Genomic DNA, 15,018 nt, shown 5'->3' with positions numbered 1-15,018 from the left:
CGCTGGGTTTGAAAGCCGTGCTTGGACCGCGTCGCGCTATGCGCGACAATAGCGATCATTTTCGGAGCCCCCCATGACCGATTTCACTCCCGACGCCATCCTCGATGCCACCGGCCTGAACTGCCCAGAACCCGTGATGATGCTGCACCAGCACGTACGCAACCTGGCCGCCGGTGGCCTGCTCAAGGTCATCGCCACCGACCCGTCGACCCGCCGCGACATCCCCAAGTTCTGCAACTTCCTCGGCCACGAATTGCTGCAGCAGCAAGAGGACGCCGGCACTTTCCTGTACTGGATCCGCAAGAAAGCCGACTGAATCGCTCTGGAACACGCCCGGCGTTGCGCCTACACTGCGCTCCCCAGACAGGAGAGCGCCATGCTGATAGTTGCCGACGAGAACATCCCGCTGCTCGATGCCTTCTTCCAGGGTTTCGGTGAAATTCGCCGCTACCCCGGCCGAAGCCTCGATGCTGCCAGCGTCAAGGACGCCGATATCCTGCTGGTGCGCTCCGTGACCAAGGTCGACCGTCAGCTGCTCGAAGGCAGCCGTGTACGCTTTGTCGGCACTTGCACCATCGGCACTGATCACCTGGACCTGGATTACTTTGCAGAAGCCGGCATCCGCTGGAGCAGCGCACCTGGCTGCAATGCCCGCGGCGTGGTCGATTACGTGCTGGGCAGCCTGCTGACCCTGGCCGAGCTGGATGGCGTGGCATTGCCTGAGCGCGTGTATGGCGTTGTGGGCGCGGGTGAAGTGGGTGGCCGTCTGGTGCGGGTGCTGCACGGCCTGGGCTGGAAGGTGCTGGTGTGCGACCCGTTGCGTCAGGCCGCCGAGGGCGGCGACTACGTCAGCCTCGAAACCATCCTGCAGCAGTGCGATGTGATCAGCTTGCATACCCCGTTGCAACGCGGCGGCGAGTACCCGACCTGGCACCTGCTGGGGCAGGCGCAGCTGGCACAGTTGCGCCCAGGTGCCTGGCTGGTAAACGCCAGCCGTGGCCCGGTGGTGGACAACGTCGCCCTGCGCGAGCTGCTGCTGGACCGCGAAGACGTGCACGCAGTGCTGGATGTGTGGGAAGGGGAGCCGCAGGTGGACCTGCAGTTGGCCGACCTGTGCACACTGGCTACGCCGCACATTGCCGGCTATAGCCTCGATGGCCGCCAGCGTGGTACGGCGCAGATCTACCAGGCGCTGTGCCGCTTCCTGGCTGTGGACGAGCAGGTGCGACTGGCCGAGCTGCTCCCCAGGCCGCCGCTGGCGCAGATCGAGCTGGATGCCAGCACCGACCTGTCCTGGGCCTTGGCCACCCTGTGTCGCGCCGTGTATGACCCGCGCCGCGATGATGCCGATTTCCGCCGTAGCCTGAGCGAAGACCCGCAGCAGCAGCGAGCGGCGTTCGACCAGTTGCGCAAGCAATACCCGCCACGGCGCGAGATCGAGGGGCTGGCCGTGCGCTTGCACGGAGAGGCGCCGCAGTTGGCGCAGTTGGTCAGTGCCCTGGGTGGGGTGTTGGTCTAAGCAAACCTTGTCGTGACCTTGCAGGTATCTACGGTTACCTGTGGGGGTGGCCAAGCCCACTGGCTGGGCAGATAAAAACCCGGCGCAAGCGCCGGGTTGCAAAAAAATCGCCGATCAACCTTTGCGTACGCGCTCGACACGGCTTTCTTCCAGGGCCTTGCAGGCCTGCTGGATCATCTGCTCGGTGATCGGCACTTCGCGCCCCTTGGCATCGATGATCGAACCGCATACTTGCGGTTGCGGGGAGGTCTGGGGCTTCTGGTTATCATTGCCATGCTGCAAGCTCATGCACTGTCTCCTCTTCAGGTTCAAGCTCAGGGTAGCCCTGCGCCGTGACTGGCCTGTGACAGCTTCTGGGTCACGGCAGCAACAGTCCAGCAGAAACCCTGTGAAAGCTCCATAATCTGGTTAGATCGATGCGTTATAGCAACCTGCATGCAGTCTCCCGACCGGGATGAGTGGTAGGCTGCGGCTTCCCCACCCTTTGTGGTTGTGTTGTCATGCCTGAATCGGTTTCCCCGCGCCAACGCCGTGCCTTGCGCCTGGCTTGGCAGTTCGTTCGCCCTTATCGCCGGCAGGTGCTGCTGGCATTGCTGGCGCTGGTAGTCACCGCTGCCATCACCCTGTCGATGGGCCAAGGCATCCGCCTGCTGGTGGATCAAGGCTTCATGACCCGCTCCGCGCACCAGCTCAATCAGACCATCGGGCTGTTCCTGCTGCTGGTGCTGGCGCTGGCAGTGGGTACCTTCAGCCGTTTCTACCTGGTGTCGTGGATTGGCGAGCGCTGTGTGGCCGATATCCGTCGTGCCGTCTTCGACCACCTGATCGGCCTGCACCCAGGTTTTTTCGAAGACAACCGCAGCTCCGAGATCCAGTCGCGGCTGACAGCGGACACCACCTTGCTGCAATCAGTGATCGGTTCATCGCTGTCGATGTTCTTGCGCAACGCGCTGATGGTCATTGGCGGTGTGGCATTGCTGTTCATCACCAACCCCAAGCTCACCAGCATCGTGGTGGTAACGTTGCCGCTGGTGCTGGCACCGATCCTGTTGTTCGGCCGTCGGGTGCGCAGCCTGTCGCGGCAGAGCCAGGACAGGGTCGCCGATGTGGGCAGCTACGTGGCTGAGACGCTGGGGCAGATCAAGACCGTGCAGGCCTACAACCACCAGGCGCACGACCGAGAACTGTTCGCCGATACGGTCGAAGCAGCGTTTACTGTTGCCCGCAAGCGGATTACCCAGCGTGCCTGGCTGATTACCCTGGTGATCGTGCTGGTGTTGGGGGCGGTGGGGGTGATGCTGTGGGTCGGCGGCATGGATGTGATCGCCGGGCGTATCTCCGCAGGCGAGCTGGCTGCATTCGTGTTCTACAGCCTGATCGTCGGCAGCGCCTTCGGTACCCTCAGTGAGGTGATCGGCGAGCTGCAGCGGGCCGCGGGTGCCGCCGAGCGCATTGCCGAACTGTTGGCCGCGCGCAGTGCCATCCTGCCGCCCGCCGTGACGCAGGTACTGCCGCGGCAGCGGGCCAGTGGGCGTATCGAGCTGCAGCAGGTGGTGTTCGCTTACCCTTCACGGCCCACGGTGGCGGCTGTCGACGGCCTGAGCCTGACCATCGAGCCCGGCCAGACCGTCGCCCTGGTAGGCCCTTCCGGGGCAGGCAAGTCGACCCTGTTCGATTTGTTGCTGCGCTTTTACGACCCCCAGCAAGGCCGCATCCTGCTTGATGGCCAGCCGGTTACCGAGCTTGATCCCGACCAACTGCGCCGGCAGTTCGCCTTGGTGGCACAAAACCCCTCGCTATTCCGTGGCACGGTGGAGGCCAACATTCGGTATGGCCGGCCCGAGGCGTCCTTGGCTGACGTCGAAGCAGCAGCCCGTGGCGCCCATGCCGACGAATTCATCCGGCAACTGCCCCAAGGCTACCAGACACAACTGGGGGAGGGCGGCATCGGCCTTTCTGGCGGGCAGCGTCAGCGCCTGGCGATCGCCCGGGCCTTGTTGGTCGATGCGCCGATCCTGTTGCTGGACGAAGCCACCAGTGCCCTCGATGCACAAAGCGAATACTTGATCCAGCAAGCGCTGCCCAGCCTGATGGCCGGTCGTACCACGCTGGTAATCGCCCATCGCCTGGCCACGGTGCAGCATGCCGAGCGCATCGCGGTCATCGACCAGGGCCGGTTGGTGGCGGTGGGCACCCATCGTCAGTTGATCGAGGATAGCCCGTTGTATGCGCGGCTGGCAGCGTTGCAGTTCACTACGGGTTAGCTTGTCGTGGCTCTGTAACATTTCTGTAGTAATTGCCTGAGAGTATTTGCCTCAACTGTTGCGTAAGTGCTCGACCTGGCTGCCATTGCGTGATGGCAGCTTTTTTTTGGCCTGCCAGTAATGAGGCTGTAAAACGGCCTCAGCCTACTCCCTCTGGTTCCGAGACCCTCGATGTTGCGTAAATCCCTCAGAGTGCAAATTCTCTCGCTGCTCGGCGGCAGTGTGCTGGCGATGCTGCTGATCGCCTTGGTGTGTTTCCAGTTCCTGTCGTCCAGCGTACGTGGCTACGCCGAGCTGGTCGACGGGCCGCTGCGGGCCTCGCAATTGATTGACGAAGCCAACTTGCAGTTCAAGATTCAGGTGCAGGAATGGAAGAACGTGCTATTGCGCGGGCGCCAACCTGCGGAGATGGACAAGTACTGGCAGCAGTTCCAGGCCCGCGAACAGCAAGTACAACAACTGCTCGGGCAATTGATCGACAATAGCGATGCCAGGCTCAAGGCGTCGCTGCAGGAATTGCGCGACAGTCACCGCCAGTTGGGCCAGGCCTATGCGCAAGGCCGCCAGGCCTTCCTTGCGGCAGGCGGCGACCCGGTAGCGGGCGACCGGGCGGTCAAAGGCGTGGATCGTGCTGCCAGTGAGCAGATTAGCGAACTGGTGGAGCAATTGCGCGCCGATGCCCGTCAGCGTGCAGCCAGCATCAATGCCAGTGCCGAGCGTACGGTATGGTTGGGCCTGCTGGTGATGCTGGCTTCTGCGGTGCTGGTGGGGCTGCTCAGCCTGTGGCTGGTCAACCGTAGCCTGATCGAGCCGATCCGTCAGTTGATCGAGTACGTCGCGCAGCTCAGCCAGGGCTGCTTTGCGGCCCGGGTCGACAGCCGTCGGGAGGATGAGTTGGGGCGCCTGGCGCGGGCGGCCAACACCCTGCGTGACTTCCTTGCCGACACTGTCGGCCGGCTGCAGGACAACGCTCAGGAGCTGGAAGGTGCCAGCGGCCAGTTGCGCAATATTGCCGGTGACATGGCCCGCGGTACTCATGACCAGTTCCAGCGTACCGACCAAGTGGCCACGGCCATGCACGAAATGTCCGCCACTGCCCAAGAGGTCGCTCGCCACGCCGCCGAGGCTGCCCGTGCGGCCGATGACGCCGACCACAGCGCCCAGGCAGGCGAGCAGGTGATGCAGCAGACCATCGATATCATCGGGTTGGTCAACCGTGAGATTGCCGGCACGGCGACGGTAATTCGCGATCTGGAGCATGACAGCACACGTATAGGCAAAGTGCTGGAAGTCATCCGCGGCATTGCTGAACAGACCAACCTGCTGGCGCTTAACGCGGCCATCGAAGCAGCCCGTGCTGGCGAAGCCGGGCGTGGTTTTGCGGTGGTCGCCGATGAGGTGCGTAGCCTGGCCCAACGCACGGCAGCGTCGATTGCAGAGATCCACCAGATCATCGAAGCGGTACAGTCGGGGGCTGTGGAGGCGGTCAAGGCCATCGAAAGTGGCCAGCAGCGTAGCCAGGAAGGGGCTGAGCAGGTCGAGCAGGCCGGGCAGATGCTGCAACGTATCACCCTGGCCGTGGAGGCGATCCGTGACATGAACCGGCAAATCGCTACAGCGGCCGAGGAGCAGACCAGCGTGGCCGAAGATATCTCGCGCAACCTGATCGAAATTACCCGCATTGCCACAGCCAACCAGGAAGCGGTCCAGCATACCGAGCAGGCGGGGCAGCGCCTGCATGGTTTGTCAGGGCAGTTGGGCGAAGTCACCTCCCGCCTGAGCGCCTGACTCGGCTTGCAGTGGTTGGAGGGGACCACGGTGGCTGAAGCTGCGCACTGAGTATTTCTCGCACACAGCAAAAAGCCCGCACATGGCGGGCTTTTTGACAAGGATTTGGTCGGAGAGACAGGATTCGAACCTGCGGCCTTCTCGTCCCGAACGAGACGCGCTACCTGGCTGCGCTACACTCCGATGAACAAAATCCTACTGCATCCCGTTTTTGCTCGCAAGCCCTTGTTGTTTAAAGGGCCATGGCCTGAACGGGGCCTGATCAGAGCTCTTTGACGGTGCGGATCTGGTCCTTGTTCAGGCGTGTGCGCTTGCCGTCGAGTTGCTCGAATTCATAGAAGCCCGAGTCTTCGTCGTAGGACGGTTTGTCGGTTGCCTGGATCTCCCGGCCATCGTTCAGGGTAATGACGGTTGGGGTCGAGCAGCCAGCGAGGGCGCCCAAGCCCAAGGCGAGCAGGAAGGCGGGTAGGGTCCGTTTGATCATCGTGTTTCTCCAAGTGCGATGGTGCTAGATGACATTTATGACGCAGGACGTTAGTGCAAGTTCACTCCAAGTGCAGCATAGCGACTAATTCGTCCCCTTGACCCAGGGCAAGGCTGATGGGGGCAGCGCCGGATAAAGGTACGCTGTGATATAACTGCGCCCATCTCATCCTGTTGTGACGGACACCCATGAAAGCCAAGGCAGATACCCCCTTCGTGGCGCTGAACATCGCCGTGCTCACGGTCAGCGACACCCGTACCTTCGACACCGACACCTCTGGCCAGATGTTCGTCGACCGCCTGAGCGCCGCCGGTCATCGCCTTGCCGAGCGTGTGCTGCTCAAGGATGACCTGTACAAGATCCGAGCCCAGGTCGCCACATGGATTGCCGATGACAGCGTGCAAGTGGTGCTGATCACGGGCGGCACAGGGTTTACCGGTCGCGACAGCACCCCCGAGGCGGTGGCCTGCCTGCTGGACAAGCAAGTGGACGGTTTTGGCGAGCTGTTCCGGCAGATTTCCGTGGCCGACATTGGCACCTCAACCGTGCAGTCGCGTGCCTTGGCCGGGCTGGCCAACGGCACGCTGGTGTGCTGCCTGCCGGGCTCGACCAACGCTGTGCGTACCGGTTGGGATGGCATCCTGGCCGAGCAGCTTGATGCCCGTCATCGCCCGTGCAACTTCGTGGCGCACCTGAAGCAGGCAGCGGCCTGCGACAGCCGTGGCTGAGGTCAGCCAAGCCCGGCCGCTGATGCCGGTGGAGCAGGCGCTGGAGCAATTGCTGGCACTGGCCGAGGCTGCGCCGATCCGCGAGATCGAAAACCTGCCGCTGGCCGAAGCCGAAGGCCGCGTGCTGGCCACCGACCTGGTGGCCTCGCTCGACCTTCCACCCTGGCCGAACAGCGCCATGGACGGTTATGCCTTGCGCCTGGCTGACTGGCAGGGCCAGCCGCTGCCGGTCAGCCAGCGTATTTTCGCCGGCCATGCGCCCCAGCCGCTGCAACCGGGTACCTGTGCGCGGATCTTCACCGGTGCGCCTGTGCCGGAGGGGGCCGACTGCGTCGAGATGCAGGAAAACACCGAAGTACTCGACGATGGCCGGGTGCGCTTTCTCGAAGGGTTGCGGGCCGAGCAGAACATACGCCCTCAAGGCCAGGAAACCCGCAACGGCGAGCAGGTGATGAGCGCCGGCACCCGACTTGGGCCGATCGAACTGGGCTTGGCGGCGACCTTGGGGTATGGCCGCCTGGACGTGGTACGCAAGGTGAAAGTGGCGGTGCTGTCGACCGGCGACGAACTGGTCGAGCCCGGCCTGCCGCTGGGACCCGGGCAAATCTACAACAGCAACCGCAGGCTGCTGGTCAGCTGGTTGCAGCGGCTGGGTTGCGAAGTAGTCGATGCTGGCATCTTGCCGGATGACCTGGCGCGCACTCGCACCTGCCTGTCCGAGCTGGGTGACGTAGACCTGATTCTGTCCACTGGAGGTGTCTCGGTGGGCGAGGCCGACTACCTCGGTGCTGCCCTGCGCGAGGCCGGCGAACTGGCGTTGTGGAAGCTGGCGATCAAACCGGGCAAGCCGCTGACCTTCGGCCACTTCCAGGGCGTGCCGGTGATCGGCTTGCCGGGCAATCCGGCCTCGACCTTGGTCACCTTCGGTCTGCTGACCAGGCCCTACCTGCTGCGTCGTCAGGGTGTAGTTGACGTCACGCCGCTACGTTTCGACGTGCCGGCTGGGTTTGACTGGCCCAAGCCTGGTACGCGCCGCGAATACCTGCGCGCGCGCATCGAGCAGGGTCGGGTGCGCATCTACAAGAACCAGAGCTCGGGTGTGCTGCGTAGCGCAGCCTGGGCCGAGGGGCTGGTGGAAGTGCGTGAAGGCAGCACGCCGAAACAGGGCGACAGCGTGCCATTCATCCCCTTCAGCGAGCTACTTGGCTGAGCGGCCCAGCCAGGCACTGGCCAGCGGCGCGGCTTCGGCCGGTGCCGCCTGGGTCAGGCGTATGTGCACATTCTCCAGTTGTTGGGCGGCCACGCTCCAGTCGTGGCGCTGGCGGGCAAACTGGCGCCCGGCAGCGCTCAATTGGCTCATGCGCCAAGGCTGGTTGAGCAGTTGGGTGATCAGCAGCGCCAGCAGATCACCGTCGTCACTGCCCAAGTAGTGCTCGCCGTTATTCACGCTCAGGCCTGAAACGCCCTTGTCGGTGGTTATCACGGGTAAGCCGGCGGCCATCGCTTCGAGGATTTTCACCTTCGAGCCACCGGCATAGCGCAGGGGGGCGAAGAACAGCGCTGAACATCGTTGCAGTTCACGCAGGTCGGGTCGGTAGCCGAACCATTCGATGCGTGGGTCGTTCCAGTGAAGTTTCCAGTTGGCCGGCATGGCGTGCCCGGCAATAGCCAGACGCACCGCCGGGTTGCTCATCCACACCTTCGGCATGATGTCGTCCAGTGCCCACTCGATGGCCTCCAGATTGGCGCCATATTCGAAATTGCCGACGAACAACAGACGCTGGCTGTGCACCGCAGGTTGCACTTGCTGGTAGTAGTCACAATCCACGCCGTTGACCACCACATTCACCGGACGCCCGCTGATCTGCGCGATCAGCTCGGCATCGTGGGCGCAGACGGCCACCAGTTCGGTGGGTTGGCGCAGCACACGGTGTTCCCAGCGCCGGTAGCGCCAGCGGTCGAAGGCGTTGAGCGGGCGCAGCCACAGCGGCAGGCGGTCGTGGCAGGCACCGCCCATTACCGACTCCAGGTTGTGCTCGCTAAGCATGTAGGGCAGCCCGCGAGCCTGCAGGGCTTTTTCGAACGGCTGGAAGCTGTAACTGTGCTCGATCTGGATCACGTCCCAGGGTTCGTCCAGTAATTGCTCGAACCGGTGCCGCAGGCGAGGCGCCAGGCCATTGATGATTGCCCGCATGGGGTAGTCGATGATGGGTGAAGCGAGCAGGTTGAGTGGACTGTGCAGTGGTCTGCGGGGTAGCACGACAAGGCGTTCGAGGAGTGGCTCCAGGGCCTCACGTGCTGCATCGCTGAGAGGGATTTTCGACTGCACCAGCAGGGTGATCCGGTGGCCGCGCTGCGCCAGTGCGCGCAGCAGATGGTATTGCCGGGTTTTGTGGCCGCTGGTGGTCGGCCAAGGCAGGTAGGGCAGTGTCCAGAGAATGCGCATGACCCGAAGTCCTCGCGAAAGGCTGCAGATAGCAAAACGCGCCCGTTGGCAGCAGTGGGGGAGCCACTGCCGGGCGCGTCCATGGCAATAGGGGTATCTGCTGAGCATAGCCGGGATTGCCACATGTGGAAAAAATGACCGGCAACGCGATCAGTTGCAGAAGCGCCGCTTGGCCAATGTTTTTTCCAGGGCATGCAACGAACCGGGCGGGCCAGTGGTCGAGATTTGGGTTGGTCCATTTTACGGAGATGCGCACATGCAAGGGCGCAAGGCAATGCTGGTGCTGCACGGCAAGCAGGCGATGAACGAAGAGGTGCGCAGCGCCGTGCGCGACCTGCGCGAGAGTGGCTGGGTGCTGGATGTACGGGTGACCTGGGAGGCGGGCGATGCCCAACGGCTGGTTGCCGAGGCACTGGCGGCGGGTTACAGCCATATCGTCGCCGGTGGCGGGGACGGCACGTTGCGTGATGTGGCCGAGGCCATGGGATTGGCTGCTACCAAAGCCAGCCTGACCTTGTTGCCATTGGGCACTGCCAACGATTTTGCCAAGGCCGCTGGCATTCCCCTGGAGCCGGCGTCGGCGCTGGCCTTGCTGAATGTCGCGCCACAACCCATAGACCTGGGGCAGGCTGGCGATCAGCTGTTCCTCAACATGGCCACGGGTGGCTTTGGCAGCCAGGTCACTGCCAATACCTCCGAAGACCTCAAGAAAGTGCTGGGCGCTGCCGCTTACCTGTTCACCGGATTGTCCCGCTTCAGTGAGCTTCAGGCGGCTTCGGTGGAGCTACAGGGGCCGGGTTTCCATTGGCAAGGGGATTTGCTGGCGCTGGGTATCGGCAATGGCCGCCAGGCCGGGGGCGGGCAGGTGTTGTGCCCCGAAGCCCTGGTCAACGACGGCTTGCTTGAAGTCGCCATTCTGCCTGCGCCACAGGAGATGGTGGGAGCTCTGCGTGACCTGTTGGGCGGTGACGGCCTGTTCATTCGGGCCAGGCTGCCATGGGTCGAGATCAAGAGTTCGCAAGGGTTGGACATCAACCTCGATGGCGAGCCGTTGCAGGCCGCCAACCTGCGCTTTCAGGCGAGACCGGCGGCGTTGCACCTGCACCTGCCAGCCGGGTCGCCGTTGCTCAGTCATCCAGGCTGATGATTTTTTCGCGTACGGCGAACAGCACCAGGCCGGCCACGTCGTGAATCTGCAGGCGCTTCATGATTTGCGATCGGTGAGTTTCCACGGTTTTGATCGACAGGCCAAGGCCCGCAGCGATTTCCCGAGTGGACTTGCCGCGTACGATCAGGCGCAGGATCTCAAGCTGCCGTGAAGTCAGATTATGCCGTTCGCCAGCGCTTTGCTTGCCCTGCTTGGTGTGCCGCAGCGCCTGGTTGATGACAGTGTGGGCGATGGCCGGGCTGAGGTAGCGCTCACCATGGCGTACTGCACCCAGGGCCTGCTCCAGCTCCGTGGCGCTGGTATCCTTGAGCAGGTAGCCGTGGGCGCCGCTTTCCAGGGCGCGCATGATCAGGTCCGGGTCGGTGTGCATGGACAGGATCAGCACTTTGCAGGTACTGCCGCTGGCCCGCAGTTGGGTGAGGGCGTCCAGGCCGCTCGTCGAACGCATGGAGATGTCCAGCAAGATGATGTCGGGCGTCAGTGTGCGTACCTGGTCGAGTAGCTGGTTGCCGTCGTCGGCTTCGCCGATCACGTCATAGCCGGGGATATCGCAGACCAGTGCGCGCACCCCGGCGCGGATCAGCGAGTGGTCATCTACCAGCAGTAGTCTACAGGTCATGGTTGGTAATACTCCTGGCGCGTTGCTGGGTGCGCGGGGACCACGGGAACATCGCTTCGATCTGCGTGCCTCGGCCAGGCTGACTGGTGATGTCGAGGCTGCCCTGCAGCGCGATTACCCGCTCCTGCATGCCGGCCAGGCCGCGCTGACCGGCCTCGGCCGGGTGCCGGGCAGGGGCGAAACCACGACCATCGTCGTGGATCGACAGCGCCAGCCCCTCAGGGGTGCGTTGCAGGCGGATGACCAGGTTATGTGCCTGGGCGTGGCGCAGCATGTTGGTCACCGCCTCCTGGGTAATACGGAACACTGCCATGGCCACGGCTTCGTCGATGCCGCCCAGGCGCTGGTTGCACGCCAGGCTCCAGTGCACGCCGCTGCTGGCCAGGGTGCGTACCAGGTGCGCGCGCAGGCTGGCTTCCAGACCAAGGCTGGCCAACTGTCGGGGGTTGAGCAGCGCGGAAACATCGCGCACATTACCAAGGGTGTCATCCAGCGTGCTGCGCAGGGCGTCGCAGTGCCCCTGCAACTCGTCGGGCATTCGCCGCTGCAGCCACTGCAGTTGCAGCTTGGCAGCGGTGAGCAGTTGACCGATGTCGTCGTGCAGTTCCCGGCCCAGATGCTGACGCTCGTCTTCTTGCACCTTGAGCATGCGCTCGGCCAGCTCAGCCGGGCGCAGGTGGATCGACCTGGCGCCCAGGCCCAGTTGCACAGCAGCGCCCAGCGTGGCGACCAACTGAAGCACCATCAGGCTGGCCGGGATTGTCTGATTGGCCAGGTACAGCGCCATGTTGGCAACCAGTGAGGCCACGCACAGCCCGACCGTTGCCCAGCGCAGCACGGCGGCGCGGGAGCAGCAATGCAAAGAAGTCTTCAAGCGTGGAAACATAGGTAGGGAGGCCACTGAAGTATTGCTGATGGAGGCCTTGCACAATGCTGCTCAGAGGCTTTGGCGCAGTACTTTCGTTGTTTTTTTGAACACGTATTCTTGCCACCTTTGTTCCGGTCGCAAGCGTTTGTGGGGGCGCATATTACCACTTTGCATTGCATCGGTCGCGGCCGGGTAACGCGTTGAAACGCCTACTGGTCGGGCGCTTTCGGGTAGCAAAGTGCCACCCTTTAATCGCGCTGTACCCACTTGTGCTGTAACTAGTGCGGCAATGATTCAACGGCATGCACCGAAAGCCTGGTGAACTTTCCAAGTTCGACCATGGTCGGGTTTCAATAAAGTTGCTTAGTTGCACTTTGCGTCAGGTTAATGCGTGCGGTTAGAGGGGTTAGAGCGGGTGCCGGTTGCCGCGTCACTGTGCGGGTGAATGCAGGTGCTGCCTTCTTCATCGCAGGACGCACAGGCTGGCGCAAAGGGGGGTTGTACGACCTTGGCCAATTCACCCAGCAGCACCAGTTGCTCGCCGATGTCCAGGTTCAGCCGCCCTGTACGGCTATCGACCAGCTCCAACTGCCAGGCCAGCAAGGTCAGGCACGCCCCTATCGCGGGCAGGGCTTCACGCTGCAGGCAACCACCGTGACAGGCCGGGGCGAGCAACTGTTGCAGGGCGGTGGTGTAGTGGGCAACTTCACGCAGGCCCAGGCGCGTAGCTTGACGGGCGATAGTGTCGAGGGCGCTGCTCAGGCAACTGCAGGCATCCGGATCATTGTCTATCAGCTCCAGATGCTGCAGGCATTCCTGGGCCTGGGTCAGCAGTACCTGGGCATCCAGCAGGAAGCCCTGCAGGGCGTCATCGAACGATAAGGCAGTGTCCATCATCAAGTCCCCGCGCGTGGGGTAGGCGCAGGGGGCGGGCACGCCGAAACGATAGCTAGCAAAAGCCTGACTCCATTCATGCAATGAGAATGGCGTCACATTAATGGCTAAAGGATATCGCGAACATCAGGTTGCACCCGATTGCCGCTAAGGGTTTCCCTGATCAAGGGCTAGGGTAGGGAACTTTTGCCGTGCCCCTGATTTGCCCCGATGTGTCGGCAGTAAAGCATGATGTTAAAGTGATATCAATTATCCGCGCGGCATTTTCCCGCAAGGGTCAAGGTGTGCGTGAAGCCGCCGATACAGGGTAAATGATTTCACCTTTTTCGACTCAAGCCTGGGGGCTTTCCAATGGCTGGCATTCTCGACACGGTAGACCAACGCACGCAACTGGTGGGTGAGAACCGCCTGGAAATTCTGATGTTTCGCCTGGCCGGTCGCCAGCTGTTCGCGATCAACGTGTTCAAGGTGCAGGAAGTACTGCAACTGCCCAAGCTGACCCTGATGCCCCAGCGGCACGCCTATGTCTGCGGTGTGGTCAACCTGCGCGGGCAGACCCTGCCGGTGATCGACCTGTCCCAGGCGATCGGTATGCGCCCGCTACAGCCGGGGCCGGACAGCACCATCATCGTCACCGAATACAACCGCTCGGTGCAGGCCTTCCTGGTGGGCGGTGTCGACCGCATCGTCAACATGAACTGGGAGTCGATCATGCCGCCGCCTTCCAGTGCCGGTCGCCAGCACTACCTGACTGCCATCACCAAGGTCGATGAGAAGCTGGTGGAAGTGATCGACGTGGAAAAGGTGCTGGCCGAAATCGTGCCCTACAACGCCCGGGTCTCTGGCGACAAGCTCGCCGACCCAGTGCTGGCCCGGGCCCGCGGCCGCGAGGTGCTGCTGGTGGACGACTCCAGTGTGGCCCTGGCGCAATTGCGCGACACCCTGTCCCAACTGGGCATGAAGCTGCATGTGGCCAGTGATGGCCTGAAAGCGCTGCGCATGCTCAAGGGCTGGGCCGATGCCGGCGAGGACGTGTGCGAGAAGCTGCTGATGGTGTTTACCGATGCAGAAATGCCGGAAATGGACGGCTATCGGCTGACCACCGAGATCCGCAGCGATGCCCGCCTGCGCCAGCTCTATGTGGTACTGCACACGTCGCTGTCAGGCAGTTTCAACGAATCCATGGTGAAGAAGGTGGGTTGTGACAACTTCCTTTCCAAGTTCCAGCCTGATCGCCTTGTCGATGTGGTCAAGCAGCGCCTGTTGCTGGATACCACCGCTGCGTGAACGTTGTGCCTGCCAGGTATAAGCTTGGCTTTTGGCATGACGCGAGGCAGCAGGGATGTTTCTCAGTGAGTTGTATCGATACCCGGTGAAGTCGGGGCAGGCGCAAAGCCTGAAGGCATCACCGGTGGGGTTGCTGGGGTTGCAAGGCGACCGGCGCTGGATGGTGGTCGAGGAAGAAAACGGACGCTTTCTGACCCAGCGTGCCTGGCCACAACTTGGCCAGATCGACGCGAGCGATGACGACAGCGGCCAGTTGCTGCTGCAAGCCCCTGGACAGGCGCCGTTGCGGGTGTCTGTACCGCCAGCCGATGACGCCCTGCGCGGCGTGACGATCTGGCGCGATACCCTGCGTGTGCCAGACGCTGGCGATGCGGCGGCGGCCTGGTTGAGCGAGTTGCTGGGCAAGGCCGTACGCCTGGTGCATTGCCCGGAGCAGCGTGCGCGTTACCTGCCCAATGGTTACGGATTCAACAGTGACCGTGCGGCGTTTCCAGATGGCTTCCCCTTGCTGCTGATTGGGCAGGGCTCGCTGGATGAGCTTAATCGGCGTATTGGCCGGCCCATGTCGATGCTGCGCTTTCGGCCCAACCTGGTGGTGCACGGCGCGGAGCCGTTTGCCGAGGATGGCTGGAAGCGGATTCGCATCGGCAGCTTGGTGTTCCGCGTGCTAAAGCCCAGCGTGCGGTGCATCTTCACGACCATCGATCCAGCCACTGGGGAGCGCAGCGCTGACCGTGAGCCGATGGCTACGCTGAAGACTTTCCGCGAAAAAGAAGGCGACGTGCTGTTCGGCCAGAACCTGGCGGTGGATGGCAGTGGGTGGCTGGAGGTGGGGATGGAAGTAGAAATCCTGGAATAGGTGTGTTGCCTGAGCCGCCCTCTTCGCGGGTGAACCCGCTCCTACAAGGGTTACGCGGTCGTTGTAGGAGCGGGTTCACCCGCGAAGAGGCCGG

General features: G+C 62.9%; 15 protein-coding genes, 1 tRNA gene and 1 pseudogene. 10 read left to right on the top strand and 7 right to left on the bottom strand.

The window, feature by feature from the left end; all coding sequences use genetic code 11:
* The first annotated feature begins 73 nt into the window (after window positions 1-73).
* Both tusA and pdxB read left to right on the top strand, forming a co-directional pair.
* Window positions 74-316, top strand: coding sequence for a sulfurtransferase TusA (gene tusA / locus ACF8RA_RS24185; protein ID WP_003248727.1), 243 nt, complete (start codon window positions 74-76; stop codon window positions 314-316).
* 60 nt (window positions 317-376) lie between these two features.
* Window positions 377-1,519 (top strand): 4-phosphoerythronate dehydrogenase PdxB, encoded by a 1,143-nt coding sequence (pdxB, locus tag ACF8RA_RS24180; RefSeq protein WP_392487518.1) that lies wholly within the window; start codon window positions 377-379, stop codon window positions 1,517-1,519.
* Window positions 1,520-1,633: 114 nt separating this feature from the next.
* Here the strand turns inward: pdxB and ACF8RA_RS24175 are convergent, their stop codons facing one another.
* On the bottom strand, window positions 1,634-1,807 hold the full coding sequence (locus ACF8RA_RS24175; protein ID WP_176684833.1) for a PA1571 family protein: 174 nt from the start codon (window positions 1,805-1,807) through the stop codon (window positions 1,634-1,636).
* Window positions 1,808-2,019: 212 nt separating this feature from the next.
* Between ACF8RA_RS24175 and ACF8RA_RS24170 the strand changes: the two genes are divergently transcribed.
* The 3 genes and pseudogenes from ACF8RA_RS24170 to ACF8RA_RS24160 all read left to right on the top strand — a co-directional run bounded on the left by ACF8RA_RS24170 (window position 2,020) and on the right by ACF8RA_RS24160 (window position 5,571).
* Window positions 2,020-3,783: an ABC transporter transmembrane domain-containing protein gene (locus ACF8RA_RS24170; protein ID WP_392519648.1), complete on the top strand. Its 1,764-nt coding sequence runs from the start codon at window positions 2,020-2,022 to the stop codon at window positions 3,781-3,783.
* A 171-nt stretch (window positions 3,784-3,954) separates the two neighbouring features.
* Window positions 3,955-4,638: pseudogene (locus ACF8RA_RS24165) on the top strand (methyl-accepting chemotaxis protein); the annotation flags it as partial.
* A 165-nt stretch (window positions 4,639-4,803) separates the two neighbouring features.
* Window positions 4,804-5,571, top strand: coding sequence for a methyl-accepting chemotaxis protein (locus tag ACF8RA_RS24160; protein ID WP_392460641.1), 768 nt, complete (start codon window positions 4,804-4,806; stop codon window positions 5,569-5,571).
* Window positions 5,572-5,677: 106 nt separating this feature from the next.
* On the opposite strand, the gene ACF8RA_RS24155 is transcribed toward ACF8RA_RS24160, so the two are convergent.
* Together ACF8RA_RS24155 and ACF8RA_RS24150 are read right to left on the bottom strand one after the other, a co-directional pair.
* Window positions 5,678-5,754 (bottom strand) — tRNA-Pro (locus tag ACF8RA_RS24155).
* A 79-nt stretch (window positions 5,755-5,833) separates the two neighbouring features.
* Window positions 5,834-6,055, bottom strand: a complete 222-nt coding sequence (locus tag ACF8RA_RS24150; protein ID WP_003248738.1) for a YgdI/YgdR family lipoprotein — start codon at window positions 6,053-6,055, stop codon at window positions 5,834-5,836.
* Window positions 6,056-6,243: 188 nt separating this feature from the next.
* Between ACF8RA_RS24150 and moaB the strand changes: the two genes are divergently transcribed.
* Window positions 6,244-6,783: a molybdenum cofactor biosynthesis protein B gene (gene moaB / locus ACF8RA_RS24145; RefSeq protein WP_176684836.1), complete on the top strand. Its 540-nt coding sequence runs from the start codon at window positions 6,244-6,246 to the stop codon at window positions 6,781-6,783.
* Window positions 6,784-6,805: 22 nt separating this feature from the next.
* On the top strand, window positions 6,806-7,993 hold the full coding sequence (glp, locus tag ACF8RA_RS24140; RefSeq protein WP_176684930.1) for a gephyrin-like molybdotransferase Glp: 1,188 nt from the start codon (window positions 6,806-6,808) through the stop codon (window positions 7,991-7,993).
* Here the strand turns inward: glp and ACF8RA_RS24135 are convergent.
* The gene (locus ACF8RA_RS24135) at window positions 7,982-9,229 is read right to left on the bottom strand and encodes a glycosyltransferase family 4 protein (RefSeq protein WP_176684837.1); all 1,248 of its coding nucleotides are present in this window, start codon (window positions 9,227-9,229) and stop codon (window positions 7,982-7,984) included. The genes glp and ACF8RA_RS24135 overlap by 12 nt on opposite strands.
* A gap of 256 nt (window positions 9,230-9,485) precedes the next feature.
* Here ACF8RA_RS24135 and yegS point away from each other — a divergent pair, with 256 nt between their 5' ends.
* Window positions 9,486-10,373 carry a lipid kinase YegS gene (gene yegS / locus ACF8RA_RS24130; RefSeq protein ID WP_176684838.1) on the top strand — a complete coding sequence of 296 codons (888 nt, stop codon included), beginning with the start codon at window positions 9,486-9,488 and terminating at the stop codon, window positions 10,371-10,373.
* Here the strand turns inward: yegS and ACF8RA_RS24125 are convergent.
* The 3 genes from ACF8RA_RS24125 to ACF8RA_RS24115 all read right to left on the bottom strand — a co-directional run bounded on the left by ACF8RA_RS24125 (window position 10,357) and on the right by ACF8RA_RS24115 (window position 12,778).
* Window positions 10,357-11,016, bottom strand: coding sequence for a response regulator transcription factor (locus ACF8RA_RS24125; RefSeq protein WP_176684839.1), 660 nt, complete (start codon window positions 11,014-11,016; stop codon window positions 10,357-10,359). The genes yegS and ACF8RA_RS24125 overlap by 17 nt on opposite strands.
* Window positions 11,006-11,902, bottom strand: coding sequence for a sensor histidine kinase (locus ACF8RA_RS24120; protein WP_209964623.1), 897 nt, complete (start codon window positions 11,900-11,902; stop codon window positions 11,006-11,008). Before ACF8RA_RS24120 ends, ACF8RA_RS24125 begins: the two co-directional genes overlap by 11 nt.
* Window positions 11,903-12,268: 366 nt before the next feature.
* Window positions 12,269-12,778 carry a histidine kinase gene (locus ACF8RA_RS24115; protein WP_176684841.1) on the bottom strand — a complete coding sequence of 170 codons (510 nt, stop codon included), beginning with the start codon at window positions 12,776-12,778 and terminating at the stop codon, window positions 12,269-12,271.
* 351 nt (window positions 12,779-13,129) lie between these two features.
* Between ACF8RA_RS24115 and ACF8RA_RS24110 the strand changes: the two genes are divergently transcribed.
* Complete coding sequence (locus tag ACF8RA_RS24110) at window positions 13,130-14,065, top strand: chemotaxis protein CheV (protein WP_003248753.1); 936 nt, start codon at window positions 13,130-13,132, stop codon at window positions 14,063-14,065.
* A 55-nt stretch (window positions 14,066-14,120) separates the two neighbouring features.
* Window positions 14,121-14,924, top strand: coding sequence for an MOSC domain-containing protein (locus ACF8RA_RS24105; protein WP_176684843.1), 804 nt, complete (start codon window positions 14,121-14,123; stop codon window positions 14,922-14,924).
* Window positions 14,925-15,018 lie beyond the last annotated feature (94 nt).

Source organism: Pseudomonas sp. FYR_5 (genome assembly GCF_043106315.1).
Taxonomy (GTDB): Bacteria; Pseudomonadota; Gammaproteobacteria; order Pseudomonadales; family Pseudomonadaceae; genus Aquipseudomonas; species Aquipseudomonas putida_Y.
This window is presented reverse-complemented; position numbering and strand designations above follow the sequence as displayed.